The 26317-nt window shown below is 58.4% G+C and carries 22 protein-coding genes; 12 read left to right on the top strand and 10 right to left on the bottom strand.

Annotated elements, in window-relative coordinates:
* The first annotated feature begins 8 nt into the window (after window positions 1-8).
* Complete coding sequence (locus MWR57_RS08380) at window positions 9-1268, top strand: glucose-1-phosphate adenylyltransferase family protein (RefSeq protein ID WP_423124353.1); 1260 nt, start codon at window positions 9-11, stop codon at window positions 1266-1268.
* Window positions 1265-2530 (top strand): glucose-1-phosphate adenylyltransferase family protein, encoded by a 1266-nt coding sequence (locus MWR57_RS08375; RefSeq protein WP_423124352.1) that lies wholly within the window; start codon window positions 1265-1267, stop codon window positions 2528-2530. Before MWR57_RS08380 ends, MWR57_RS08375 begins: the two co-directional genes overlap by 4 nt.
* Window positions 2531-2609: 79 nt before the next feature.
* Here MWR57_RS08375 and MWR57_RS08370 read toward each other — a convergent pair whose 3' ends face one another.
* The 5 genes from MWR57_RS08370 to trpB all read right to left on the bottom strand — a co-directional run bounded on the left by MWR57_RS08370 (window position 2610) and on the right by trpB (window position 7815).
* Window positions 2610-3530, bottom strand: coding sequence for an HDOD domain-containing protein (locus tag MWR57_RS08370; RefSeq protein ID WP_423124351.1), 921 nt, complete (start codon window positions 3528-3530; stop codon window positions 2610-2612).
* Window positions 3531-3752: 222 nt separating this feature from the next.
* Window positions 3753-4718 (bottom strand): PAS domain-containing protein, encoded by a 966-nt coding sequence (locus tag MWR57_RS08365; RefSeq protein WP_423124350.1) that lies wholly within the window; start codon window positions 4716-4718, stop codon window positions 3753-3755.
* A gap of 253 nt (window positions 4719-4971) precedes the next feature.
* Window positions 4972-5820, bottom strand: coding sequence for a PAS domain S-box protein (locus MWR57_RS08360; protein ID WP_423124349.1), 849 nt, complete (start codon window positions 5818-5820; stop codon window positions 4972-4974).
* Window positions 5821-5828: 8 nt separating this feature from the next.
* Window positions 5829-6596, bottom strand: coding sequence for a tryptophan synthase subunit alpha (trpA, locus tag MWR57_RS08355; protein WP_423124348.1), 768 nt, complete (start codon window positions 6594-6596; stop codon window positions 5829-5831).
* Entirely contained in the window at window positions 6583-7815 is a 1233-nt protein-coding gene (gene trpB, locus MWR57_RS08350) for a tryptophan synthase subunit beta (RefSeq protein ID WP_423124347.1), read from the bottom strand. The genes trpA and trpB overlap by 14 nt, the downstream gene beginning before the upstream one ends.
* Before the next feature lie 353 nt (window positions 7816-8168).
* Between trpB and MWR57_RS08345 the strand changes: the two genes are divergently transcribed.
* From MWR57_RS08345 to MWR57_RS08320, 6 genes are all read left to right on the top strand, one after another.
* Complete coding sequence (locus MWR57_RS08345; RefSeq protein WP_423124346.1) at window positions 8169-8564, top strand: roadblock/LC7 domain-containing protein; 396 nt, start codon at window positions 8169-8171, stop codon at window positions 8562-8564.
* Between the two features lie 3 nt (window positions 8565-8567).
* On the top strand, window positions 8568-9188 hold the full coding sequence (locus tag MWR57_RS08340; protein WP_423124345.1) for a GTP-binding protein: 621 nt from the start codon (window positions 8568-8570) through the stop codon (window positions 9186-9188).
* A 50-nt stretch (window positions 9189-9238) separates the two neighbouring features.
* On the top strand, window positions 9239-10660 hold the full coding sequence (locus MWR57_RS08335) for a hypothetical protein (RefSeq protein WP_423124344.1): 1422 nt from the start codon (window positions 9239-9241) through the stop codon (window positions 10658-10660).
* Window positions 10661-10669: 9 nt separating this feature from the next.
* A complete protein-coding gene (locus MWR57_RS08330) occupies window positions 10670-13012 on the top strand; it encodes an ATPase, T2SS/T4P/T4SS family (protein ID WP_423124343.1) in 2343 nt (780 codons plus the stop codon).
* Between the two features lie 41 nt (window positions 13013-13053).
* Window positions 13054-14205, top strand: a complete 1152-nt coding sequence (locus MWR57_RS08325) for a response regulator (RefSeq protein ID WP_423124342.1) — start codon at window positions 13054-13056, stop codon at window positions 14203-14205.
* Between the two features lie 115 nt (window positions 14206-14320).
* Window positions 14321-14971: a DUF8082 domain-containing protein gene (locus MWR57_RS08320; RefSeq protein ID WP_423124341.1), complete on the top strand. Its 651-nt coding sequence runs from the start codon at window positions 14321-14323 to the stop codon at window positions 14969-14971.
* A 71-nt stretch (window positions 14972-15042) separates the two neighbouring features.
* On the opposite strand, the gene MWR57_RS08315 is transcribed toward MWR57_RS08320, so the two are convergent.
* From MWR57_RS08315 to MWR57_RS08305, 3 genes are all read right to left on the bottom strand, one after another.
* Entirely contained in the window at window positions 15043-15942 is a 900-nt protein-coding gene (locus MWR57_RS08315) for an OmpA family protein (protein WP_423124340.1), read from the bottom strand.
* 13 nt (window positions 15943-15955) lie between these two features.
* Window positions 15956-16825, bottom strand: a complete 870-nt coding sequence (locus tag MWR57_RS08310) for a Tll0287-like domain-containing protein (RefSeq protein WP_423124339.1) — start codon at window positions 16823-16825, stop codon at window positions 15956-15958.
* Window positions 16826-16928: 103 nt separating this feature from the next.
* Entirely contained in the window at window positions 16929-18092 is a 1164-nt protein-coding gene (locus MWR57_RS08305; RefSeq protein ID WP_423124338.1) for a sensor histidine kinase, read from the bottom strand.
* Window positions 18093-18280: 188 nt separating this feature from the next.
* On the opposite strand from MWR57_RS08305, the gene MWR57_RS08300 reads away from it, so the two are divergent.
* The 3 genes from MWR57_RS08300 (at window position 18281) to MWR57_RS08290 (ending at window position 23676) form a co-directional block, all read left to right on the top strand.
* Window positions 18281-19948 (top strand): HIT family protein, encoded by a 1668-nt coding sequence (locus tag MWR57_RS08300; protein WP_423124337.1) that lies wholly within the window; start codon window positions 18281-18283, stop codon window positions 19946-19948.
* Between the two features lie 262 nt (window positions 19949-20210).
* On the top strand, window positions 20211-21653 hold the full coding sequence (locus MWR57_RS08295) for an acetyl-CoA carboxylase biotin carboxylase subunit (RefSeq protein ID WP_423124336.1): 1443 nt from the start codon (window positions 20211-20213) through the stop codon (window positions 21651-21653).
* A 112-nt stretch (window positions 21654-21765) separates the two neighbouring features.
* A complete protein-coding gene (locus tag MWR57_RS08290) occupies window positions 21766-23676 on the top strand; it encodes a biotin/lipoyl-containing protein (protein ID WP_423124335.1) in 1911 nt (636 codons plus the stop codon).
* A 107-nt stretch (window positions 23677-23783) separates the two neighbouring features.
* On the opposite strand, the gene MWR57_RS08285 is transcribed toward MWR57_RS08290, so the two are convergent.
* Both MWR57_RS08285 and yjgA read right to left on the bottom strand, forming a co-directional pair.
* Window positions 23784-24224, bottom strand: a complete 441-nt coding sequence (locus MWR57_RS08285; RefSeq protein ID WP_423124334.1) for a PPC domain-containing DNA-binding protein — start codon at window positions 24222-24224, stop codon at window positions 23784-23786.
* 9 nt (window positions 24225-24233) lie between these two features.
* The gene (gene yjgA / locus MWR57_RS08280) at window positions 24234-24836 is read right to left on the bottom strand and encodes a ribosome biogenesis factor YjgA (RefSeq protein ID WP_423124333.1); all 603 of its coding nucleotides are present in this window, start codon (window positions 24834-24836) and stop codon (window positions 24234-24236) included.
* Between the two features lie 250 nt (window positions 24837-25086).
* Here yjgA and MWR57_RS08275 point away from each other — a divergent pair, with 250 nt between their 5' ends.
* Window positions 25087-26259 carry an iron-containing alcohol dehydrogenase gene (locus tag MWR57_RS08275; protein WP_423124332.1) on the top strand — a complete coding sequence of 391 codons (1173 nt, stop codon included), beginning with the start codon at window positions 25087-25089 and terminating at the stop codon, window positions 26257-26259.
* The last annotated feature ends 58 nt before the right edge of the window (window positions 26260-26317 follow it).

The following is a 26317-nucleotide window of genomic DNA, read 5'->3' as shown; positions in this document are numbered from 1 at the left end:
GGCATTCCATGAAACTGAAACCGAAGGTTCTGGCCATGATCCTTGCCGGGGGGCGCGTTGACGAGCTGAACGTGCTCACCGCCTACCGGCCCAAATCGGCGGTCCCCTTTGGCGGCTTTGCCAGGGTGATCGACTTTGCCCTGAGCAATCTCATGCACTCCGGCCTGGAACGGGTCGCCATCCTCAGCCAGTACCGGAGCTTTTCCCTGATCAGCCATATCGGGGTGGGGGCGGCCTGGGACATGACCGGCCGGTACCGCGGGGTTTCCATCCTCCCTCCTTCCCAGGGTTCGGGCCAGAGCAGTTGGTACCGGGGCTCGGCCGACGCCATCCATCAGAATCTCGATTTTGTTCAGTACCACGACCCGGAAACCATTCTGGTGCTTTCCGGGGATCATGTCTACCACATGGATTACCGGGAGATCCTTCAGTACCATCGCGACAAGGACGCCGACCTGACCATCGCCTGTATTCAGGTGCCCATGGCCGAGGCGAGCCGGTTCGGGGTTGCGGAGATCGACGACGAAGACGGCGAGCGCGGCGGCCGCATCCTGCAGTACCAGGAAAAACCCTCAGACCCCAGGTTCAATTGGGCCTCGCTCACTGTCTACTGCTTCAGGCCCTCGGTGCTCTATGAGGTGCTGGAGGCCAATGCCCGCGAGGATGAGTCCTTTGAGTTCGGCCGGGATATCCTGCCCCGGGTCATGGCCGGCCAGTACCGGGTCTACGGTTTCAAGTTCCGCGGCTACTGGGGATATACCCGAACCGTTGCCGAATACTGGCAAACCAACATGGATCTGTTGGGGGAGGAGCCGAAGATTCCCTTTGAGGAGTGGGGCATCCGCACCAACCTGGAACACCGGGCGGTCCGGGACTGCCAGCCCCTCAAGGCCGGGGCCGGGGCGAGCATCAAGAACAGCCTGGTCTACAACGGCTGCGTCGTGGAGGGGCTGGTGGAAAATTCCATCCTCTTTCCCGGAGTCCACGTCAAGTCCGGGGCCCAGGTGAGGAACTCGGTGCTTTTTTACGATAATGTGGTGGGGCACGGCGCCATCCTCGACACGGTGGTGAGCGATGTCAACGTGACCTTCGGGGCCAGGGTGCGGATCGGCGAGCCGGGACCGCCCCAGGCCGAGAAGGTGACGGTGGTCGGCTGGAACAATCATGTGCTGGACGGCATGGTGATCGGCTCCGGCTGCACCCTGCACCCCAATTTGCGCCCGGAGCAACTGGTTGGGGAAATCAAGAACAACGAGGTGGTTCGATGATCCACGGCGACAATACCCTGGTTCTCCTGCTGGCCGGCGGAGTCGGCAGCCGCCTCAATGTCCTGGTGCAGAGCCGGGCCAAGCCCGCCGTGCCCTTTGCCGGGTTCTATCGGATCATCGATTTTTCCCTGAGCAACGTGATGAATTCAGGACTCAGCCAGGTCGGGGTGCTCACCCAGTACAAGCCCCTTTCCCTGATGCGCCATCTCGGCACCGGCGAGGCCTGGGATTTCACGGGCCGCAGCCGGGGAGTGAAGATCCTCCCCCCCCGGACCGGGTTTCAGGATTCCGACTGGTACAAAGGCACCGCCGACGCGGTGCGCCAGAACATCGACTTTATCCGGGCCCACCCGGCCAAGGAGACGGTCATCCTTTCCGGAGACCATATCTACCGCATGGATCTCGACGACATGCTCCGCTTCCACCGACGAAAGCAGGCCCAGGTGACCATCGCCATGATGGTGGTGCCGCTCTCCGAGATCCACCAGTTCGGCGCGGGCATCACCAATGCGGAGGGGCGCATCGTCGAATGGGAGGAGAAGCCGAAAGTGCCCCGCACCGATCTCGCCTCCATGGGGATCTATGTGTTCGATACCGAATACCTGCTCCGGCTCCTGGAGGAAGACCGCGACGAGGTGGATTTCGGCATGCATCTTATCCCCAAGGCCATTGAGCGGGACAACGTCTTTGCCTATCCCTTTCACGGCTACTGGCGGGATGTGGGCACGGTGCAGGCGTATTGGGAAGCGAACATGGATCTGTTGAAAATCGACTCCGAGATTTCACCGCAGGCCTGGGGCATCCGGCCAAACCCCTATGCGGACCATTTGGTGGTGGACCGTTGCCCTGCCCGCTTTGCCTCGGGCTGCGTGGTGGAGGAGTCCCTGATTTCCGCCGGCTGCGTCATAGAGGGCGAGGTGATCAACTCGGTGCTTTCGCCCGGGGTGCGGGTGGGGAAGAACGTGCGGGTCAGGGATTCCATCATTCTCCACGACTGCGTTCTGGAGGAAGGAGCGGTGGTGGATCTGGCCATCCTCGACAAGAGGGTCCGGATAGGGGCGGGAGCGGTGGTGGGGCAGGGCGAGGACAAGGGGACGCCCAATACGGCCTGTCCCAAGCATCTCTACACCGGGATCACCATGATCGGCAAGGAGGCGGAGGTGCCGCCCCAGGCCGTGATCGGACGCAACTGCGTGGTGGCGCCCTTGCGTAAGGGGGAGGATTTCCCCTCGCTGCGCATCGCCACCGGAGAAACCATCTGATTTGCCGGGCAAGGCAAGGGCGTTCTGCCCCGCCTTGCCCGGAGTCTGTTCCTCTCGCTCCCTTTTCCGGGACGCGGCTTCAGTGGCTTGCCATTGCCTTCTGGGTGATTTTGGTGCGGAGTTTCAGTTTGGTCAGGCCGAAACGGATGATGTTGTCCGTCATCGCTTCGGCCACATCCAGGCTTCTGTTGACCAGGCCGAAAGCCTCCTTCTTGTTGAGCCCCATGATCGGTCCATAGTGCAGAAGCAATTCGCCAAGTTCCAGGCTCGAACCGAAGCAGATGATCCAGGTGAGGCGGTTGCAGAAGGCCGAAACATTGAGGAGATAAAGCTGGGAGTCGAACTTGCTCGTCGGCTGGGGCGGATTCTGCCCCATGCTCAGGACGATCTTTTCGGAAAAATTCCAGAAGCGGGCGATTTCCATGCCCACCGAGGAAAAGGTGAGGTCGTTCAATACGGTTTTGGCGGCAAACTCATCGGAATATCCCCGGTCGATGAGTTCCTGGGCCTTGCGGTACAGCTCCGGCAGATAGACCAGGATGATGAGCTTGCCCAGTTGGTGGAGCAGGGTGCAGATGAACACCTCTTCCTCCTGCACATTGATTTTTTTTGCCTTACAGAGGATCTTTGCCTGGGAGGCGCTGACGAAACAGAGGGCCAGGAGCTTGCTGATTTCTTCCTTCTCGACCCCGGCCTTGATAAAATCTTCAAACAGGGCCAGGCTGACGGCCAGTTCCTTCAGGGTGGTGAGACCAAGGGTGGTGATGGCCCGGCTGATGTTGGAGATCGGCGCCGACCGGCTGTAAAAGGCCGAGTTGACCACCTGCAGCAGTTTGGTGGTCAGGGAGGCGTCCTTGAGGATGACTTCGGCGATTTCCTCGGCGCTGGAGTCGTCGTTGTTCAGGAGGCAAAGCAGTTCCTCGACATGGTCGGACATGGCCGGCAACTCGCTCATGTTGACCTTGCTGAATATTTCCCTGAGTGTTTTGTCTGAGCCCATGATCTCTTTGTTGTCTTCGGTCGGGGTAGCCGTTTGCGTGTGCCGGGTTGGCGGACGCCTTGCCTCTCTACTTTTTACCCTGTCTGCCGGGGAAGTGTAAAACAAAATGTAGGATAATGCAGGACGGGCCCGGAATCGGGCGCAAGGTTTTTCCCTGGGGGGATTCGCCGTTGGCGCTGCTGTTGGTGAAAACACAGCGGACAGGGAGGAACTGCCTGTTTGTCAACGGTTTTTGAAGATCTGGGGATGGTGTTTTTCGCCGCATTCCTGGCAGATGCCGTGGCTGAACTCCACCTCGGCGTGGCTGCGGAGATAGCTTTCCAGTTGCTGCCACGCCCCGCTGTTGTCCTTGATCTTTTTGCAGTAGGAGCAAATGGGCAGCAACCCGTTGAGCCTTTTGGTCTTGGCCAGGGAGCCTTGCAGTTCCCTGATGAGATGTTCCTTGCCCTTTTCCATCATCTTGCGGATGGTCACATCGTGGGTGATATTGACCACGGCGGTGATCGCGCCCGTTGTATCCTTGAGCGGCGCGGAGGTGACCTCCAGATGGAGTTCGCTTTCCTTGACGCGGGTCACTTGCTCGGTTTTGTGGATCTGCCCGTCAGCAAAAACCTTTTCGGCGTGGCAATCCTCGCAGGGAGTCGGCCGGTCATGGTAGGCGGTGTAGCATTTCCTTCCGAGGTTGGCTCCCCAGAGTTCCTTGGCGGCTGCGTTTTCGTAGAGAACGGAAAAATTCCTGCTGATAATGGTGCAGGGATCGCCCAGGCTGGCAAGAATCTCCTCGGCCTGGGAGCTGATCATTGCCTGGCCGGGTTGCGTGTCCCGGATGGCGATGGTCAGCAGTTCCGGGCAAGGGAGATGCGCCTGGAGGGAGCAGGACCGGTCTGGTCCCAAAGAAAGAGTTTTGCATATCTGTGTTGTTCCGGAGGCGGCGAGTTCGTGCAGCAGGGCAGGCAGGGCCAGGCGTTGGCTGAGGGCTTCCGGCAGCTCTTTTTCCAGGATATCTCTTTCTTGCACCGCAAGCAATTCGCACAAGAGCTGATTGGCAACCCTGGTCACAAATCCCCGGGGGGTGCCTGATCCGTCCCGGAAGACTTCAATAACGCCCAAGGCGCAACGGAAGTCGTTGCAGATCGGGATGAAAATCTGTTGGAGAAGGTTCAGGGGAAAGCTTCCTGGGGTATGCAAACTATACGCTCCTGTTGTTTTTCTGCTCACCGTGGCATTGCACGGCGGAAAAGTTGAGAAAAAGGCGGTATGCGCGTGAGAAAAACAGGCATGAACCGCGCTTTTCTGACACCGTTCCCCCCGGTATAGTGGCAGATCAATACAGCGTATATCATAAAGAACAGCATAACGTAAGCGTGCTGGAAGTTTGCTAATAATGGAGTTGGGCGCCAATGGCAATACGGAAAAAATACGGGGTTTTGCCGGATGCCTGTCAGGCAAGGGAGGAAAGATAGGAGCGCAGGTTGGTTTTTTTGCTTTTTATGCCGAGTTTGACCCGGAGCTGGTCGCGGTAGAATTCCACCGTCCGGCAGGAGAGATCAAGGATGGCAGCCACTTGCTTGGTTGATCTTCCTTGCTTGATGAGCTCCGCCACTTCCAGTTCCCGGGGGGTGAGTCCCTTGAGCCTGGCCGAGAGTGTCAAGCAGAAGGTGGAGGTTATTTTTTCCAGATTTGCCGCGGCCACCCGGAGGTAGAGGGCGAGTTCCTCGTCCTTGCATCGGTCCTGAATCTTTTCCAGATAGGGCAGGACCAGGCGCTGCAGATTGTCGTGGATTCTCCGTTCATGCTCGGCGCTGGCCTCGGCGCTCTGGTGCAGGAGAAGACTGAGGGCGTTGTTGACCTCGGTGAGTTCCCTGGCCTTCTGTTTGAGGCGAAGCTCCAGGAGCAACACTTCGCTGATGTCCCGGCTCATGCAACGGAAGCCTATCACCTTTTTCCCTGCCAGCACGGGCAGGTAGTGGGTTTCAATGGGGATAACCGTGCCGTTTTTGCGCGTCGCCCGTCCCCGGATTCCCTTGCTGCTTTTTTTGCCCAGGCGGATCTCTTCGATGATTTTCCGCTGTTCCTCCCGGTCTTCCGGAGGGGTAAGCATTTCAATGGCATTGCGTCCCAGGAGCTCAACGGATTCGTAGCCGTACAGGGCTTTGCAGCTTGGCGAGCAATAGGTCAAATTTCCCTGGGCGTCTGTCTCCCAAACCCATTCAAGGCTTTGGGTCGCAAGTTCATGAAAACGAGCGGTCTCGCCGGCCAGATCCTTGTCGGCCAACCCCTTGGTTTTCATGGCGGATCTTAGCCTCTGAGCCCGGCGATAAAAGAGCCCACTGCCTCCGCGCCTTTTTCTTCCACCAGCTTGATGGTGGCGGTGCCGATCACGGCCAGATCGGCCTTGCCGGTCAGAATCCGCACGTCCTCTTGGTTGCTGATGCCAAACCCCACGGCGAGCGGCAGGTCCGTGGCTCTGCGGCAGCGGGCCAAGTAAGCATCGAAGGAGGCGTCGAATTCGGTCTTGCTGCCGGTGACGCCCCTGCGGGCCACGCAATAGATGAAGCCGTCGCCATGCCCGGCCAGGGTCCGCATCCTTTCTTCGGTGCTGGTGGGGGCGAAGATCTGGATCGGGGCAAGGTCAAGTTTCTTGGCCAGCCGAAGATACTCCTCGCCCTCCTCGGGCGGCAGATCCGGGATGATGCAGCCCCTGATCCCGATCTCCTTGGCCTTGCGCAGGAACTCCTCCACCCCGTACTTGAAGAGGATATTGTAGTAGGTCATGAACAGGAAGGGGATGTCGTATTGCGCCGCCATCTCCGCGGCAAAGGCGAGGCATTCCGCAACCTTGGTCCCGTTGGCGAGGGCATCCTGGTTGGCCTTGATGATCATGGGCCCGTCGGCCATGGGCTCGGAAAAGGGGATCTGGAGTTCGATCACGTCCACCCCGTTTGCCACCATTTGCTGAATCACTTCGCGGTTTACCGCAAAGGAGGGGTAGCCCAGAACCAGGTGGGTCATGAGCAGGATATCTTTTTTGCTCCGGGCTGCCCGGAGTTGCTCAACGAGCTGCATATTCTTCTCCCTTTTTCCGGATAAAATCCTTCCAAGACGGGTCATTAAAGGCATGGGCAATGGTGAAGATGTCCTTATCGCCCCGGCCGGATTGGTTGATGACGATGGCCTGGTCGCGGCTCAGCTCGCCCGCCTCCTTGAAGGCCTGGACAAAGGCATGGGTGGATTCGAGCGCCGGGATGATTCCCTCTTTTTTGATGGTCAGATCCAGCGCGGTCATGACCTCCTGGTCGGTGGCCGCGGCAAAACGGACCCGTCCTTTTTCCCACAGGTCGGTGAGCAGGGGGGAAACCCCGATGTAATCGAGCCCAGCGGCCACCGAATGGGTGTCGCGCATCTGGCCGTCGGAATCTTGAAGAAACATGGTTTTGTAGCCCTGGGCCACGCCGGGAGAGGCATCGGAGCTGGCGAGCCGGGCGGCGTGCTGACCGGTGTCAAGCCCCTTGCCGCCCGCTTCCACTCCGATCAACTCCACTTCGGGGTCACCGAGAAAGCCCTGGAAGATGCCCATGGCGTTGGAGCCGCCGCCCACGCAGGCATAGACCCGGGCCGGGAGTTTGGTGTGGGCGGTGAGGATCTGTTTTCTCGCCTCCAGGCCGATGATGGACTGGAACCAGGCCACCATCTCCGGAAAGGGATGCGGCCCGCAGACTGTGCCCATCACGTAGTGGGTGGTGTCCATGTTGGAAACCCAGTCACGGAAGGCCTCGTTGATGGCGTCCTTGAGGGTGCGGCTGCCGGTGGTCACCGGCACCACGGTGGCGCCGAGTTTCTCCATCCAGAAGACATTGGGCCGCTGACGGTGCACGTCTTCCTCGCCCATGTAGATGGTGCAGGCAAAGCCGAACTTGGCGGCCATGGTGGCGCAGGCCACGCCGTGCTGGCCCGCGCCGGTTTCCGCGATCACCCGGGTCTTGCCCATGCGTTTGACCAGCAATCCCTGGCCCATGACGTTGTTGGCCTTGTGCGCCCCGGTGTGGTTGAGATCCTCGCGCTTGATGAAGATTTGCGCCCCGCCGAAGTGGCGGCTGAGGTTTTCGGCATGGGTGAGGGGAGTGGGCCGGCAGGAGTAGGAGCCCATGAGCGTGACGTATTCTTGCCAGAAGGCCGGGTCTGCCTTGGCCTTGGCGTAGACCTCCCGCAGCTCCCGGAAGGTTTCGTACAGCACTTCCGGGATATAGGCGCCGCCCCATTGTCCAAAATATCCGGGTTTGTCCATGGTGAATGTCCTTGTTGCCTAACCTGCAAATTCTTTATTATTCGTTCCGAAAACGATACGATACTCCATCCTTGGCAGGTTCGACAAGGAGAGAAGGGGGCGTCAGCCTAAAAAAACGGCAGCGGGTTCAAGGGGTCTTCCTTTCCGATTTATTCACGTTTTCCGCTTGACACGGATTTTTTTTCCATGTAGACGATAGAAGCGTGTTTTGTCGGAAATTCAGCAGAAACACAGCGTTTCAGCCGGTTTCGAAGCCCCTTTCGGCAGGGGCTTTACCCCCTCTGTTTGCGGCAACCTTACCCCTGTTTGCTGTGATGGAGCACCCAAACCCTCACCATGGGAGAAAACGGGATATGCAAGATTTTATCCTGACTGCGGAAATTCTGGAGAAAGCGAGGAACGCCATAGAGGGGTCGCTGATTCAGGCGGGTGTTCGCACCGCCCTGCTCATTGATGGGGCAGGCAATATCCTGTCCAATTGCGGGCACGATTCCGACGAGATCGACGCCATTTCCCTGGCCGCCCTGGCCGCGGCTAATCTGGGGGCAACCTCCCAGATTGCCAAGCTGATCGGCGAAGAGGATTTTTCCCTGCTCTTTCACAAAGGGAAAAACGGGAATATCCATTTTGGCCGGATTGGCGACGAGCTTATTCTTATCACCATCTTCGGGGAGGATGTCTCGCTCGGTCTGGTGCGCTGCCGGGTGACCGATTTGACCGACACCCTGCTGCACATTTTTGAAGGATGACCAATGGCGCTCATTGATCTCAGCAAGAAGGAAATTCACTGCAAGATTGTCTATTACGGCCCGGGCCGCTGCGGGAAGACGACCAATCTGCTCACGGTGCACAGTTCCATGGCGGATAATGCCCGGGGAAAGATGCTGACCATCGAAACCAAGGGCGACCGGACCCTGTTTTTCGATCTTCTCCCCCTGAACCTGGGGAAGATCCGGGGGTTCAATATCCGCATCCAGCTCTATACCGTGCCGGGCCAAGTCATGTATGCCGCCACCCGCAAGCTCGTCCTCAAGGGAGCCGACGGCCTGGTTTTTGTCGCCGACCCTCTCCAGGTGCGGAGGGAGAGAAATATCGAAAGCCTGGAAGACCTGCGGACGAACCTCTTGGATTACGGCCTCAACCTGGAAGAACTCCCCCTGGTTATCCAGTATAACAAGCGGGATCTTGTCGGCACCCCGATTCCCACCCTGACCGTGGAAGAGCTTGACGCCGACCTGAACAGTGTCTACAAGGCAAAGACCTTTGAGGCCTCGGCGGTTACGGGGATGGGGGTTTTCGAAACCTTGCGGGAAATCAGCAAACAGACCGTGCGTTATGTCACCAATAAGCATCTGCTGCATGAGACAAAATAGGCCTGCCGTGATGTCCCGAGGCTGGCGATTTCTCAAGGAGAATGAAGTTTATGAATGACAGCCCCCCAGGGCGTGATTTCCACGCCGAGATAGATGACGCCATTGATACCCTTTTTGCCCCGCATGCGGGGGCAGGCCCGGAAGCTTCCGCAACGCCGGTTTCCGATAAAGCTGTTTCCCCGGCCCCGGTTGCTCCGGCTCCGGAAAAGGTTGCGCCCTTGCCGGCCAGCCTGCTTACGGCCGATGGCGCCGATGCCTTCAGCCCTTTCGAGGAAGCCCTGCTTTCGTTGGATTGGGAGATTTCTCCGGACAACATAGAAACAGCCCGGAAGGCCCTGAAGGAAATTCAGGGGAACTTCGAGGTGGACAAGGCTGTCGCCCTGACGGAGATTTTCGCGCTCATGGACAGGCTGCTTGAGGTCATGGCCATTGCTCCGCAAAATGTTTCCACCTCCGCTCCCAAGACCTTGCAGGAAGGGCTGCAAACCCTGCGGGCCGCCGCAGGCGCCGAGGATCTCTCCCTTATCGAGCAAACGCTGGTGGATCCCACCCTTTCCGAGTTGCGCGCCGCCATTCCCAACATCCCCAAGGATTACAGCAAGCTTGTCTCCAAGACGCAAGGCGTTGCCGGGACCGAGCAAAAAACAGCGGCAGCCCCTCCAGCTCCCGCAGCCAAGGCTGCCCCCGCCCCGGCTCAGTCCGCGTCCATGGACGAAGACCTTTTGCCGGAACTTCCCGCCGCTTTCGGCGCTTCCGGCGGCAGAGCCTCAAGGGTGCTGGTTGAGGCGGTGAATGCCCATCTTGTTGTCTTGGGCAAGTGCATTGCCAAGCGCATTATCCCGGTTGAAAATCTGTTTGCCAAAACGCCCGGTTATGAAAAATTACATGCCATCCACACCGAGTTGCGCGAACGGCTGGAAAGGCAAAAGCAAAACCTGCTCAAGGCCCTGGGCGATGACTATCAGGCGGACGCGGTTGTCCCGGCCGAGCCGGCAAAACCGGCGGTGACTGCCACGGCTTGCCCCTGGCCGACCGTGGCGCTTGCCGATGTGGGGGGGAGAATGGTGGCTTTTCTTCCGGAGCAGATCGCCTATGAGGACAAACCCGCAGGCAAGGTTAGAAAGTGCGGTTCCTTTTTGCCCATAAAAAATCTCAAACGCGGTTTTTTTGGCAAGATCGGCTTTGTTGTAAGAGGGGAGTTAAGCTTTCTCGATGAGGCCATCCTGAAAACATTGACCATTCCGGTGGCAAACCTTTCGGGCCAGGAAGCACGCGAGCCCAAGGCTGACAGTTCGCTGCTCGTTGTCTTCAAGGCAAACAGCGGCATGGCATTCTGGCTTGATAAACCCACCGAACAGCTTGACACCTCCAACGGCCGCTGGGAACCTCTGACGGACCCTGGCACCCTTGTCGCCGGCACTCTGACGGTGCAGGGGAACTCTGTGCCGGTCATAACCATGAGGAGCGTGTAACCGGCCGGCATGAGCATGACAACAACCATGGCCGCCAAGGAAGCCATCGAAGCAAAACTTGCCGAAGCAGACCTCTACGCAGGGCAAGGACTCATGGATGAAGCCTTGGCTCTCTGTGAGTCGCTGTTGCTGGAAGTCGGCGACAATGAGCCGATTCTGCGGGATCTGATCGAGGAAAGGCTCGTTGTTCTGCAAACCGAAAGGGGCATGGCCGCATCCGGCGCCGCCTCGTCCGCTACCGCCAGTAAGTTGTCCGAGGCGGGTCGTTTCGAAAACTGCCAGGGGCTGATGGTGGCAGGGTTTTACCGCGAGGCCGGCGAGGAATTGCGGGGGTTGCTCGCCACCGGGTACAGACCGGCGGCGGTCCATGCCCGGATCGGGGTGTGTTGCCTCCAGCTTGATAAACCCTTTGAAGCCATTGAGCACTTTGAAGCCGCGGCGAGCACAAAAGGCGGATTCGAGCGAAAGATCGAGCGTCTTCAACTTCTTGATCAGCTTGCGCTTACCTATGAAAGCACCGGCTCCACCTCTTCCACGATCAAAACCCTGGAGGAGATGGTCGCCCTTGACCCGGCCTATCGCAACGCCGCCCAGCGGTTGGCGACCCTTTCCCAGAGCGCGACCAAGTATGGCCAGTTTTACGGTCTGATCCGCAACAAGCTTCTGACCCCGGACCAGTTTGACGCGGCCCGGGTCAAGGCCCGGCAGCACAATAAAACATTGGACAGCGCCCTGTTGGGCGATTTCGGCATTGACCGAAAACAGCTTGGCGCATCGCTTAGCGAATATTACGGCTGTCCGTTTGTGGAGTTCGTTGAAACGGAAGCGCCGGAGGCGCCCGCCTGTATCCAGGGCGCCAAGGAAAGCTATTTCCGGGCCAATGTTTTTATTCCCATCGGTCTGGAAAATGGCCGCATTGTTGTGCTGACCGACAATCCCCGCGACCTCGGCAAGCAGGACAATATCCGTGCCGTTCTCCAGGGCGCCGCCTTCGGCTTTGCCGTGGGACTCAAGGACGATATCAACAGGTTCATCGATTTTTTTTACGGGAAATACGCCCTGGGAGAGGGTTCGCAGAATGTTTTCGAAGAACTTGAGATTGTCGAGGAATCCGACGGCAAGTCTGATGACGAGGACGAGGTCGGTAGCGCCGCCGACGGGGTTGTGGTGCAGATGGCCAACAAGATCATCGAGGATGCCGTGGCCCGCAACGCCTCTGATATCCACATCGAATCGCTGCCCGGCAAAAAGGGAACCTCGGTCCGTTTTCGCGTTGACGGCGTCTGTTCGCATTATAAAAACATCCCCTTCACCTATAAACGGCCCTTGATTTCCCGGCTGAAGATTTTGGCCAAGCTCGACATCTCCGAGAGGCGGCTGCCCCAGGACGGCAAGATCAAGTTCAAGACCCGGCGGGGCAAGATCGAGCTTCGGGTCGCCTCGTTGCCCACCCACGGCGGCAACGAGGATATGGTGCTGCGTATTCTCGCCGCCGGCTCTGCCCTGCCCCTTGAGAAGATGGGGCTGTCCGAAAGGAATCTTGTTGAGCTGCGCCGGCTCCTTGATCTGCCCTACGGCCTGATTCTGGTGGTCGGCCCCACCGGGTCCGGCAAGACCACCACCCTGCACAGCGCGCTCAATTATGTCAACCGGCCGGAAAAGAAGATCTGGACCGTCGAGGATCCGGTGGAAATCGTCCAGGACGGGTTGCGCCAGGTGCAGGTGGAAAACAAGATCGGTCTTGATTTCGCCAAGATCCTGAAGGCCTTTTTGCGGGCCGACCCCGACATCATCATGGTCGGCGAAACCCGGGATCAAGAAACCGCGGAAACCGTTATCGAGGCGGCGCTCACCGGGCATCTGGTTTTTTCGACGCTCCATACCAACTCCGCCCCGGAAACCGTTACCCGGCTTTTGGGCATGGGGATCGATCCCTTTAATTTCTCCGATTCGCTGCTCGGCATCCTGGCCCAGCGGTTGGTGCGGCGGTTGTGTCCCCATTGCCGGGAGGCGTATGTCCCAGAGGCGACGGAAAAGGAGCTGATCCTTGCGGAATACGGGGCGCACCCCTTAAGCCCGCTGACCATGGCGGAAATCGACCGGGCCACTTTATACAGGCCGAAGGGCTGCGACAAGTGCAAAAAAAGCGGCTATCTCGGACGGCTTGCCATCCATGAGCTGCTCACGGTCAACGATTCGCTGAAGCTTCTCATCGTAAAAAACAGCCCCATCGTGGAAATCCGGGATGAGGCGATGCGGGTCGGCATGCTTACCCTCAAGCAGGATGGCATCCGCAAGGTGATGGCGGGCCAGACCGACCTTTTGCAGGTTCGGGCGGCTTGCATCAAATGATGTGCTGAAACATTAATCGTATTGCAACAGAGGCGGGTTCCATGAAAAAAGTGCTGGTTGTTGATGACGACCATGGGTTTTTGCTCAGTTTGCAGGACATGTGCCGGGAACGGGTCGATTCATTCGAGGTCGTGACCGCGGGCAACGGCAAGGAGGCCCTGGCGGTCCTTGCCGCGCAACCGGTTGATCTGGTGGTCACCGACCTGAAGATGCCGGAAATGGATGGGTTTGAACTGGTCAGCCGGATGAGCAGGCTGAAGAATTCCGTGCCGATCATTGCCATGACCGCCTTCGGCACCCCGGAGATGGAAGATCGGCTCATGGATCTGGGGGCCTTTCAATACATCGAAAAACCGGTTGATTTCGAGCTGCTCCTCCAAAAAATCAAGGATGGCCTGGCCGCGGGCGCCAAGGGGCAAGTCTCCGGCGTGTCGCTGTCCTCTTTTCTGCAGCTCCTTGAGCTTGACCGGAAAACCTGCACCATCATGGCAAGGGCTGGAAAGCGCGTCGGGCTGCTGTTTTTCAAAAACGGCAGCCTGATCAATGCCTATGCCGAGCCCCTTGCCGGGCTTGACGCCGCCTTTGAGATCATCAGTTGGGATCAGGCCGAGATCGAAATCCACAATTTCTGCCGGAACCGGAAACAGACCATCGACGCCCCCCTGGGCTTTATTCTCATCGAAGGCGCCCGCCTGAGCGACGAACGGGGCGACCAGCCGGTGCAGGGCCCAGGCTTGCCGGAAGAGGCGGACGATGAATTTGCCCAACTGGACGATCTGGATTTCGCCACGGCACCCCCGCCGCCCTCCACTGCCGCCATGGCCCAAGCCCTGTCCCAAGGCGGCAAGGCTACTCTTGAGGAAACACTCAGCGCTGCCCAGGGCGTCAACCGGCTGGTTCTTGTCGCCAAGGACGGAACCGCCAAGCTGCAACGGAACATCGACAACAAGGAGTTCAAGCCCTTTGTCACCTATGTTGCCGTGGCCGCGGATAAGATCCGGGGAATTCTCGGCTATGCCGAGTTGCCCTCCCACATTATTCTCACCCAGGAGAAAGGCGAACAGTTGCTGATTATTCCAGGGCCGGAGTTGTCGGTGGGGATCGAGGTGCAGCCGGGGATTTCACCCCTCAAGATTGTCGCGGCCATCGGCCCGGCCCTTGCCGAAGCCCAGGAGCACGGGGCGCAAGCTTAGAAGCCGTACGAAACAACCGGTGCAGTGATCATTTCGTTACGGCTCCTTCCGCCGGTCGCGGCATGTGCATGTTTGCAGTTATCTTTGAACGACGGTGTAATGAGGAGTATGCAGCATGGATGAGCTTTTACAGGAAATAAAAGTGCTTCCCGGCGTTGTCGGGGTTTTTGTCTCCGTCGATAAACCGGATATCATCTTTTCCTATGTGCCGGACGGGTATGAGCATGAGACGCTCAAGCTGGTGGGAGGATCGCTGCAACGGATCATCAAGATGAACGCTTCCTGCCGGCTCAGCGTCAATTCCGTGGAGATGCGGTTCCCAGACGCAATGGTCCTGGTGAAAGATATCTGCGAGGGCGCCTTGCTGGTCATGCTTTGCGAGACTGAGGCGAATTTTTCCCTGATCAACATGACCAGCAATATGCTTCTGGGCGAACTTGCCCTGGGGGTGGAAAAGGTGCGGGCCGACCCGGATGCCGCTCTGCGGGCAATTTCGGCCAAAAAAGCCGGCAGCATGGATTTTGCCCAGGCGCAGAACGAAGAGCCGCTGAAAAGCGCCATCCCTGTTTTTCAGGATGCGCTGGCCAGGGCCATCGGTCCCATCGCGGCGATGCTTGTCAAGGAGATTGTCGGGAAATGGCTGCAGGGAGGAGCGTGCGACCAGGAGCGTTTCCCGGAGCTGGTTGATCTCTTCTGTCAGGAAATCGGAGACGCGCCGCTTGAAAAGGAATTTCGGGCAGGCACGGCCAGGTTGCTTCTCCGCTGAATTGCAAAAAAAAGGCCTTGCTTCCCCGCTCTGCAGGAGGAGGCAAGGCCTTGGTTTTTTATCCCCTCTTTCTATTTCAACCGCCTGAACTCAACCCGATTGTTTATCTTTTTGTTTTGTTCCGTGGAGTTGGGAACAATGGGCTGGGTATGGCCTTTTGCCGCCACCTTCAGCTTTTTCGCCTCGATGTTGCAGTTCTTGATCAGATACGTACGCACAGCCTCGGCCCTTTTCCGGGAAACGGTCAGATTGGTTTTGGCGTTGCCGGAGTCGTCCGTGTTGCCGACTACTTCGAAAACGGCGCCTTGCAGCTCGCGGCTCGTAAAGGCGCGCGCCCCGACGATGCTGAGCTGGTCAGCGCCCTCTTCGGGAAGCTCCGTTGACTTGTCCGGAAAAAGGATCAACAGTCTGAGGATCGTGGCTTCGATGGGGCTGATCTCCCGGTCCTTGGATTTTTCCTCGAAAAGAACGGTGACAGCCTCCTCGGAGCTCACCGATTCTCCGCGCTGGGCCTTCAGTTTGATCCGCGCCGATTCCAGGGATTTTGCCGCCCGCTTATTGCCGGGATCAAGGGCCAGCCCTTTTTCGTAAGCAGCCACGGCATCCTGCGCCTTGTTTGTCACCAGGCAGATGTCGCCCAGGCCGAAAAATGCCTTGGCGTGTTTCGGATCAAGGGTCGAAGCGGTGATATAATACCGCTGAGCTTCCTTGTAGTCGCGCAACCGCTCAAAGCTGTAGCCTTGCATGAAATTGATTTCCGGGTCTTTCGGGCATTGCTTGATGGCTTTTGCCAGCAGGTCGCGCCGGGCAATGAGATCGCGCTCCCGGCGGGCCTCCTCGGCAATCTTTTTGCAATCGGCCGCCGAAGCGGAAAGAGGCAGCAGGGCGGGGAGCGCCAGGGCGCAGAACAGCGCCAGGCCGAGTGTCGCCGTCTGCCAGGCTGCGGGGGGTGACTGTGTGTTTGCGCTCACTATTGACATATGCTCACCGTTTGAGGATGCGGACCATGCTCATGCGCAGCCGTTCGATGGCGCTGGCCAGGGCGCCGATCTCGTCATTTTGTTTGATCTTGACGCTCTCTTCCATATTCTTGCCAAGGCTGATTTCCTCTGCTTTGATGCTCAGCCGGACAATGGGATTTACCACGAACCGGTCCATGAACAGCCATATGCCGATCAGCGCTACCAGCAGGCAGCCAGCCCCGATGAGGTAGAGGGTGATGGCCCCCTTTCGGGCGTTGGCCAGGGCCGTTTCCACCGAGACATACACCACATAGGCGGCAACCGTGTCGCCGTCCTTCCAGTTGTACCCGTTGGTTGAGCCGTAGATCTCAACCTGATCCTTGGGCGCGTCGTTCACGTCGCCGTGGCAACGCAGGCAATCCTTGCCGGTGATCTTGATGGGTTTTGCCAGATAAAAAAAGGTTTCGCCATCGCGCTCCATGGTGCCTTCGTGCGTCTTGAGTTCGGGTTGGCCGGCGAACATGGCGATCAGTTTGGTCTCCCATTCGTCCGCCTTGTTCGGTGGATAGAGGGGGTCAATGGTTGCCTGCTTGAAATTATATCCGGTCAGGTTTTTCTTGAAGATGTCAAAGGTGCCGCGGGTGAGAACAAAACCGGACATCAGCTCGGGGTAAAAACGGTCTTTTTCGAAAACCTCCATGATGAGGGGGCGCTGTTTTTCCGAGTAAAAATCCCGGGTGGCCAGAATATAATTGAAAATCAGCTCCCCTTTGCTTTTCGCCTCCAGCAAGGCGTTGCGCTTGCTGAACATGTAGCTGGCCGTCCCGATGCCAACGGTTGCGACGCCGAAAATGATTGCCATGATGATCATGAAGCGCGAGCGAATCCCCATCTATGTCTCCTTGAAAGTGTAATCGTTCAGCAAGGGCAGGCTGAGAAAAGGGAAACACTGCCCCGGTAACCCATTGATTTATAGCGTAATCGCCGCCGAGCCTTCAACAGGCGAAAGCGGAAGGCCGTTGGTTTTCTCGTGATTTTCCGGAAGGGGCATCTGCCCGCTGCGCCTTGCTTGCGCTCTTGGGCAAGGTCAGGTGGAAGGTGGTGCCGACCCCCTTTTCGCTGACCAGATCAATCCCGCAGTGCATCTGGCTCAGCATCTTTTTGGAAATAACCAGCCCCAGACCGGTGCCATGGGGTTTGGTGGTGAAAAACGGCTTGAAGACATCGCGCGCCAGTTCGTTCGACATGCCGCAGCCGTTGTCGGTGATGGAGAGGAGGATGACATTGCCGCGGCTCTGGCTGCGCACCTGCAACAGCGGGTTTGGGGTCTCCGCCATGGCGTCGACGGCATTGGCTAGGAGGTTCATGGTGACATGCTGCAGGGCTCTGGGATCCACCATGATCTGCCTTGCATCCGGGGCGATGTCGATCCGGAACTCTATTTTTTTGGACTGGATATCCGCTCCCAGCAATTGCATGAGGTTGTCGAAAAACATGGCCAGATCGATATTGCTGGTTCGGGGCGTCTCGAACATGCTGAAATTCTTGAGCGATTTGAGGAGGGTCTCCATCTTGCCGATTTCCCCGGAGATTCTGTTGAAATAGACATCTATTTCCTCGGGGGAGTATTTATTGATGTTGTTTTGCAGAACTGTCAGGGCCATCTTGATGGAGTTCAGCGGGTTGCCGATTTCATGGCGGATGCCGGAAAAAAGGCAGCCGATGTTGTTCATCATCTCCGTGGCCTCGTCAATGGCGGCCAGGCGGTGCCGGTCGGTGATGTCCTGAATGAAAATCGAGATGTGGCGCTGATCTCCGGGAATCTTATACACGGTATAGCCAAGCACCCGGTGTTCGTAATGGATGATGGTTTGCCGGCTTCTGGTCCGGCCGGGTTGCTGCAGGGAATCCAGGTCGTTGCAGAGCAGGGCGGAGAGGCCCTCGTAATCGTGGGCCGCCTTGAGCGGTTCAAGGATTTTCACTGCGTGGCCATTCTTGAAGAAAACTTTTTTTTCCGTGGTGTCGAGAATGATGAGGCCGGTATCGATATCCCGCAAAACATCGGTGAAAATGCAGGGGGAGTTGCAGGAGGACCCATCCGGCAGGGAGGGGGCGTTGTTTTTGTTCGGCAGTAACCGGTGATACAGGGCTTTTATCAAGGGGCATGCACCATAAAGGCAGAAGGAAAAAGAGCGTTGATTTTCACCATGGTAGCAGATTTCGAGGCAAAGGCAAGCGGGGTTAGGATTTTTTCGTTTTTTCTTATGGAGCGGGGGGATGGTTCCCGGTTATATTGCCCCATGCAACCGTGGTGTTCCTCTCCAAGCGATCCATCGGAGGTTTTTCTATGACCGTGCGTTCCTGCGTCCATCCCGCCGGAAAATTCGTATATGGCGTGCATGCGCCGACCTATCGGGTTGCCAATCAGCGGGAAAACGATTTTGTCGAGCCGCTCGGTGCATTTTCCGACGACAATCCCCATCTGAACCAAGGGAATTTTCCCGGCGGCGATATCGAGGTCAAGCAGGCGGAAGAGATCTATGAGATAGCCAACCCCTTTCCCTTTCGGGGAGTGACATACATCAGTAGCGGCTGGGCCGCGCCCCGTGCTCTCAGCCCGGCCGCCATCAAATTGCCGGAGCCGCGGGCCGTCTCCATGGCAGAGGCGCTGAAGAATCTCCTTCCTGCCGGAGCCGCACGGGATCTGCGAAAAATTTTTGCCGCCCTGCCCGAACCCGTGTTGCTGGCCCTGGCCGCCACGTCCACCGACCCGGAAGATCTGGTGGCGTTGGCCGGGATGAGCTGTGAGTTGTGTTATGACGGATCAGGCGCGCCGACCGGTCTTCGCTATGAAGAGGAAGAGACTGGTCAGGCGCGGGCGCGGATTCTCCGGCATGATCTGTTCGAGGTGGTGGTCAACAACCCGCATCTCCCCGAACCCTACAGAAGGGGCATGGTTCTGCGGCCCGGAGTGCAGGGAGGCAGCGAAATCGTGGGCGAATATGGCGGGGCGTCGTCAGGGGGGCACGTTTTTGAGTATCTGCGCAGCAACAGCTACATCCCCTGGGGACATTACGCCGCAAACATGGCGGACGATGCGGTTCGTTACAGCACAAAGGATCTCTCCGGGGCCGACATGCAGGGATTGCGGCATCTCTACTATCAGCGCACCTATCTCCGTCTTGGCGCCGAACTGGAGCTGCCCCTGCCTCCGGGCCGGAAAACCATGACCCCGGGCGCGCTCGAAGAACTGCGGCTCGCAATCCACCAGGCCCTGCGGCGCAAAAAGGCTCCGGCCTTGTCCTTTACCGCCACTCTGTGGGGCTGGAATTACGGGTTTGATTTCTCGCCCAGCGGCTATCGGCTCCATGCCTCGCATCAGCAGATCCACCAGCAGTATGCCATGCTGCCGGAGACGGTTTCCGCCTGGCATCATGGCGGTCAGCCTGCGGACGAGCCGGTTGCAAGCTATGCCTGCGGGGATCTCGTGGCCGAGTTCTGTGACCGGTATAAGGAAGAAACAGGCTGCGATTTTTTCAGCGCCTACCTCGCGGCGATCCGTCACAACCGGCGGATGGACGGATTGGAAAACGAAAACACCAGCCTGATTGTCCATGAGGACGACCGGGTCATGCTCTTCGTGCCCAAGGCACAGACCTCCCAGTGGGAGCTGCAGATCATGGCCTTGGGCGAGGTGGGCAATATCCTGGAGGCGGACGCGGCCACCCGCGCCTCGTTGGACCGCGCCCTGCTCATCGCCCAGAAGATTCTTGCCCGGATGGGCGCCCGGCTGGTGAGCAGCATCGAATACTCCAGCCGGATAACGGCCGCGCCCGCCGGGCAGCGGCTGCTGTACGCGCTTTTGCCCAAGCTCCCATACTCCATGGGCGCTTTCAGCGAAGCTCAGTTGCGTTGGGTCACTGGTCATTTTCCCGAGGATTTTGCCGCGGCCTGCCGGGCTCATCTGCCGGAGGTGTTGGCAGACCTTGAAAAAAATGGGGCTGGTGCCGCCTGATTTTCGGCCCTCGATTGTAAAGGGATTCCCTGTCTGTCGAGAACCGTAACCCCCTTCTTTTTTTGTGGACATAAAATGTTGCCCTTGAAAATCCGGTATGGTAATTTGCAAAGTTGAGTGTCTTGGCCGGGATGGTGTTCTGGGGGTGTTTTTCGCGTTTTCTTGCGGTGTTGCGTTGCTCGTGCCGAAAAAAATATTACATACTATGCGGGCCGATGTGTCGGGTGCGGCCTGAAAATTGTCTGAATAATGAGGTGATCCGTTGAAAAAGAAGATCTTGATAGCCAACCGAGGTGAAATTGCCCTGCGGATCATCCGGGCGGTGCAAGAGCTTGGGCACATTGCCGTGGCTATTTATGAAACGCCGGACAAGGACGCCCTGCACATCCGCACGGCGGACGAGGCGGTTTGGATTGGGGACGGCCCCCGTTGCGATTACCTGGACATCGACAAGGTGATCGGAGTCGCCAAAAAAGCAGGGGTTGACGCCATCCATCCCGGATACGGATTTCTGGCGGAAAACCCTGATTTTGCCAAGGCGTGCGAGCACAATGGCATCATTTTTATCGGCCCGCCTTCCGAGGTTATCCAGTCGCTGGGCGACAAGGTAACGGCCCGGCGGATCATGAAGGAGGCCGGCATCCCCATGGTGCCCGGCACCGACAACCTGTCCGCCGGTGACCACGGCCTCAGGGAAGCCATTGATTTTGCCGATAAATACGGCTATCCGGTCATGCTGAAAGCCACCGCCGGCGGCGGCGGGCGCGGTATCCGGCGGGTGGAAAACGAAAAGCAGTTGCGGGCGGAGCTGCCCATGGCCAGGGCGGAGGCAAAGTCCGCCTTTAACAACGACTCGGTCTACCTTGAAAAGGTGGTGATCAACCCCAAGCATGTCGAGGTCCAGATCATTGCCGACAAGGAAGGCAATACCGTGCATCTCGGCTCCAGGGATTGTTCGATTCAGCGGCGCAACCAGAAGCTGGTGGAGATCGCCCCCTCGCTGATCCAGGACAAAGCCCTGGTTGACAAGATCTGCGAAACCGCGGTGACCGCGGCCAAGGCCTCCCATTATGTGAACGCGGGCACCGTGGAGTTCCTGGTTGACCGGGACTGGAACTATTATTTCATGGAGATCAATACCCGGGTGCAGGTGGAGCACACGGTCACCGAAATGGTCACCGGCATCGATATCGTCCGGACCCAGATCAAGCTGGCCCTGGGCAAGAAGCTTTCTTTTACCCAGGATGATGTGCATATCCGCGGCTACGCCGTGGAGATGCGGATCAACGCCGAGGACCCGCAGAACAACTTCATGCCCGAGGGCGGCAAGACCGTGTCGGTCTACCGTTCGCCGGGCGGCTATGGCGTGCGGCTGGACGGCTTCGTCTATCAGGGGTTCACCATTCCCAAGGTATACGACTCGCTGCTGGTCAAGATGACGGTGTTCGGCTTTTCCTGGAACGAAACCGTGGACCGGCTGCTCCGCTGCCTGAACAATTTTGTGATCACCGGCCCCAAAACCACGATTCCCTACTATGTGAATCTGGTGCAGGACCCGGATTTCAAGAGGGGAGATTTTGACACCTCCTTCATTGAAACCCATTCGCACCTGATCAACTACGAGGAGCAGGCCAGCGAAGGCAACAAGCTCGCCCACCTCATCGCCGAGATTCATTACAAAGGGGAAAACCCCTACGCCGTTTAGAAAAAAAATAGGCACAAGGATACAGGCGCAAGGTGAAAGGGTAAAACCCTCTGTTGTTTTCACCTTTCACCTTGTGCCTTGGGCCTTTATCCTTCTTTAAAAAGGAGTTGAAATGGAACGCATTGTTCAAGGCATGGGTATCACCGAGGTACTCAAGATTATGCGGCAAGCGGATGGGTATTATATCACCAATACCGCCCGTGATATGTCGCAGTCGGATTACAAGAACCGGATCCTGCTGCACACGGACCTGCTGGCCGCCCCCTCCCGCGAGGAGGCAGGGTATTTCTCCCTGGAGATCACCGGCGGCGCTTCGGTGCATGTCGATATCCTCAGGAAGCAGGTGGATCCTTTCCTCAAGCTGGAACTGCTCCGGGAAAAGATGCCCAAGACCATGTTCCAGACCCTGTGCCGCGGCATCAACCTCTTCGGTTACCGGCCGTACCCGCAGAACGTCATCCGTTTTGTGGTCAAGGAGTTTGCCAAGTATGTGGATGTCTGGCGGGTGTTCGACTTCATGAACCATGTGCCCAACATGCAGGCGGTTTTTGAAGAAGTGCAGGCCGCGGGCAAGATCCTGGAGCCCTGCATCTGTTTTTCCACCGGGCCTGAGCACACCAATGAATTTTATGTGAAGAAGGTCCAGGAGATCCTCGATGTCACCGGCAACGAGATCGTCCTCTGCATCAAGAACCATGGCGGCCTGGGTTCGCCCAAGCGTGCCGGGGATCTGGTGGACGCAATCCTCCAGAAATATCCCGAGATGATCATCCATTATCATGGGCATAACACCGACGGCAACGACATCGGCCGCATTGTCGCCGCGGCCATGGCCGGGGCCAAGATCGTCGATGCCTCCGACCACGCCTTCACCGGCTTTTACGGGCCGCCGCCGATCCTGAGCGTGATCCACACCCTGAAGGAGTATGGCCGCAACGCCGTGGGCATCAACGAGGCGGCCATCATGGAAACCTCCGAGGTGCTGCAGCCCGAGCGCAAATACTACGAGTATTTCGAGTCCCAGATCAAGGGTTTTGACCCCACGGTGCAGATCCACAAGCTCCCCGGCGGCGCCATGGGCAGCAGCCTGGAGCAGGCGGCCAAGGGCGGCTTTCTCGACAAGATGCCGGAGATTCTCCACAAGGAGCTGCCCAAGGTGCAGATCGAGCTGGGCAATTACTGGAGCGTCACCCCTGGTTCCCAGATCCTCTGGACCACGGCGGTGAGCAATGTGCAGGGCGGGGATCGCTACGGCAACTGCTCCGGCGACCTCAAAAACCTGCTGCTCGGCAAGTACGGGCCGTTTCCCTTCTATCAGCCGCCGGACTGGATCTACGAGAAGGCCTTTGGCCCGGAGTGGAAAAAGGTGCTTGAGGAGCAGGGGGGCATGGAGGCCATCGAGGATATCGATATCGACAAGGAGCGCAAGGTTTTGGCCGACAAGCTCGGCTACGCGCCCACCGAGCAGCAGTTGGTCACCTATCTCCAGCATCCCAATGACGCGGTGAATTTCTTCCGCTTCGAGGAGAAGTTCGGCCGCGTCTATGTGCTGCCGCCGTCCATTCTTTTCCGGCGGGGCGGTTTCAAGCTGGGAGAGTCCATTACCTTTAAGGATCATAGCGGCAAGGAGCACATCATCGAGATGGGCCCCATGCAGGAGAGCGAGGACGGGTCCGAAACCAACGTCTACCTCAACATCGATCACCACCAGCGGAATTTTGTCTTTGAAAACGCGGTGGCCCAGGCCGGCGAGGCAAAAGCGGCCAAGCTGAGCAAGAAGGAGATCGAGGATCTGGCCAAGGCCGGCGATGTCCGGACGCCTTTTACCGCCAATGTCTGTGAGATCTCCGTCAAGGAAGGCCAGGAAGTAAAGGCCGGGGAGAAGCTGGTGGTGCTTGAGGCCATGAAGATGCAGACCCCGGTGAACAGCGAGGTGGACGGAGTGGTTGCCAAGATTGTCGCCAAGGTCGGTGATGCCGTCCAGCCCGGTGATGAGTTGGTAAAGGTGACGCCCTCGGCCTGAATCGAACCGATTGTATCAGAACGGCAAAAAAGGCCGGTGAGCACATAGTGTTCACCGGCCTTTTTTTGATCGGTTACGATTTGGCTGCGATGGCAACCGGGCAAGGCTCAGGCGTCAAAGGTGAGGCGATTGAAGCCTCCCTGGGCGAACCAGGGGCGGGTGGCGTCAATGCCGTCGAGTTCGAGGATCAGAACCTCAAGGACGAGATACACCTTGGTTCCCTTGCGCACGCAGGCGGTCAGGGTTTCGCCGTGGTGGCCCAGGGCGGCATGGAGGTGGATGCGCGGTTCGGTTTCATCCCAGAAGATGGAGCCGCTGCCCAGGGTTTCCCGGGCGCCGTCGATCTGCGCCCAGACCGGCTCAGGGGGCATGACCGGCTCCTTGGGACCGGTGACCACCCCGGCCTCCCGCAGGCCGCCCAGGACGTGGAACCAGGCGCAGCGGATATTTTCGGCGATGATGAGTTGCCGCAACCCGTCGAGGAAATCGTCTCCCTCGTCAAAGCGTGCGGTGAAGATCCGTTTGATCGAGCCGGTGCGGTATTCCATGGGCGGTTCCTACTCTTCCGTGGTTGGCGGGGTGGTTTCGGTAAACTGCTGCCGCTCCATGGCGGCGTGGAGTTGCCGGAATATTTCCCGGCGATGCACCGGCTTGCGGGTGGCGGCATAGCGCAGGGCCGATTTTTTCAGGGCATTGAGGCTCAAGGCCGGAAACCTGCGGCAGGCCGCGGCAATGGTGTCGGACTGCCAGCTCTCCGTGAGATGTTCGTGGTTGTGCCACGCCTCCTCCCGCGCCGCCAGCACCTCGGTGATGATGTCTTCCCGCAGCCGTTCCAGTTCGTGAAACTCCCCGGTCTGCTTCAGGTGGGAGCCCTTGCGCTCGGCGAGGAAGGCGAGAATTTCGTCGGTCCCGCTCTCCCGCAGCAGACCGGCGATGAACTTGGTTTGCCGCTTGAGGGCGCCGCCTTTGAGGTCGCGGGAGTTGTGCAATTCCGCTTTCAACAGCTCGTCGGCGGGCAGTTTCTTGATGTGGGCCGGAGACAGCTCCACCAGCTCCTTGGCGATCTCTTCGATATTCTTGGCCAACCGTTTCTTTTCCGAACGGCTTACATAGATTTCTTGCGGGTCGGTATCTCTGCTGCTTGATTTTTTAGTTGCCATGCAAGTTCCCGCTACAGTAGTATTTCGCGTAACTGTCCAGCAGCACCGCATCTGCGTTGTCATCGGTCTGCTCGGGTGCGCTAGCACACTTCGCAGGCCTCTTCCTAGCATCTGCGGCGCTGCTGAACAGTTACAGGTCGGCGGTTAGCCTTAGTTTCGGTTAATACGCCGGACAGTTTTACGGATGTATTTATCTTCCTGGGACAGTAGCATTGCCCGCAAGTTTTATAAACAAAAAAGGGGACCCATCATGCATTCCCAATCTTTCACCGTCACCCAACCCACCCGGATCCGTTTCGGGGTGGATGCGATCAACGACCTTCCCGCCCTGGTAAAAGAGCTTGGCGGCAGCAAGGTTTTCCTGGTGGTTGACCCGGGCCTTGTCAAAGCTGGCCTGGTGGAGCGGATCACCGCGCCGCTGACCAAGGCAAAGATCGGCTTTGAACTCTACGACCAGATTGACCCGGAGCCGGGTCTGAAGCTGGCTGACAACGGCCTCAAGCTGGCGAAAAAAGCCAAGTGCGACTGCGTGGTCGGCGCGGGCGGCGGCTCGGCCATGGATGTGGCCAAGGCGGTCAGCATCCTGCTCACCAACGGCGGCAAGGCCGAGGATTACCTGGGGTTGGGCAAGATCAAGAAGCCCGGGGTCCCGAAGATCATGATCCCCACCAGCGCCGGGACCGGAGCCGAGGTCACCTTCACCGCCGTGTTCATCAATGAAAAAACCAAGTCCAAGGGCGGCATGAACGGCGACCCGCTCTACCCGGAGGCCGCCATCCTCGATCCGGCCCTGACCGTTTCCCTACCGCCGCATATTACGGCGACCACCGGGGTGGATGCCCTGACCCACGCTCTGGAGGCCTTTGTTTCCACCCAGGCGCATGCCATCTCCGACATGTATGCCCTGGAGGCCATCGAGCTGATCAGCTCCAACCTGACCAAGGCGTATGCCCATGGCGGCAACATGGAGGCCCGCTCCAACATGCTCCTCGGCAGTCTGCTCGCCGGTAAGGCCCTGGCCACCGCCGGCGTCGGCCTGGTGCATGCCATGGCCTACCCGCTGGGCGGCATGTTCGGCATCCCGCACGGCTTGGCCAACGCGGTGCTGCTACCCTATGTGATGGCCTACAACCTCATCGGCAATCCCGGCAGGTTCGCCATGCTGGCCGAGGTCATGGGCGCCAAGGTCGATGGCCTGCCCGAGCGCGAGGCAGCCGAAGCCGGGGTGGAATTCGTCTACCGGATGAATCAGGATCTCGGTATCCCCGCAAGCCTGGCCGAGTTGAAGATCCCGGCCAAGAAGATCCCGGAGATGGCCAAGATCGCCCTCACCGTGACCCGACCGGTGGAGAACAATCCGCGCAAGCCCAGTCTGGAAGATGTGATCCGGGTCTATGAGACCGCCATGGAAGGGTGGGGTTGAGTGAAGAGTGCAGAGTGAAAAATGTAAAGTTACGAGTAGGAGCGGCTTGAGCCGCGAA

The organism is Hydrosulfovibrio ferrireducens, assembly GCF_046883345.1.
Lineage (GTDB): Bacteria > Desulfobacterota > Desulfobulbia > Desulfobulbales > Desulfurivibrionaceae > Thiovibrio > Thiovibrio ferrireducens.
The sequence above is the reverse complement of the archived record's forward strand: the minus strand, read 5'-3'. Positions and strand labels throughout refer to the sequence as shown.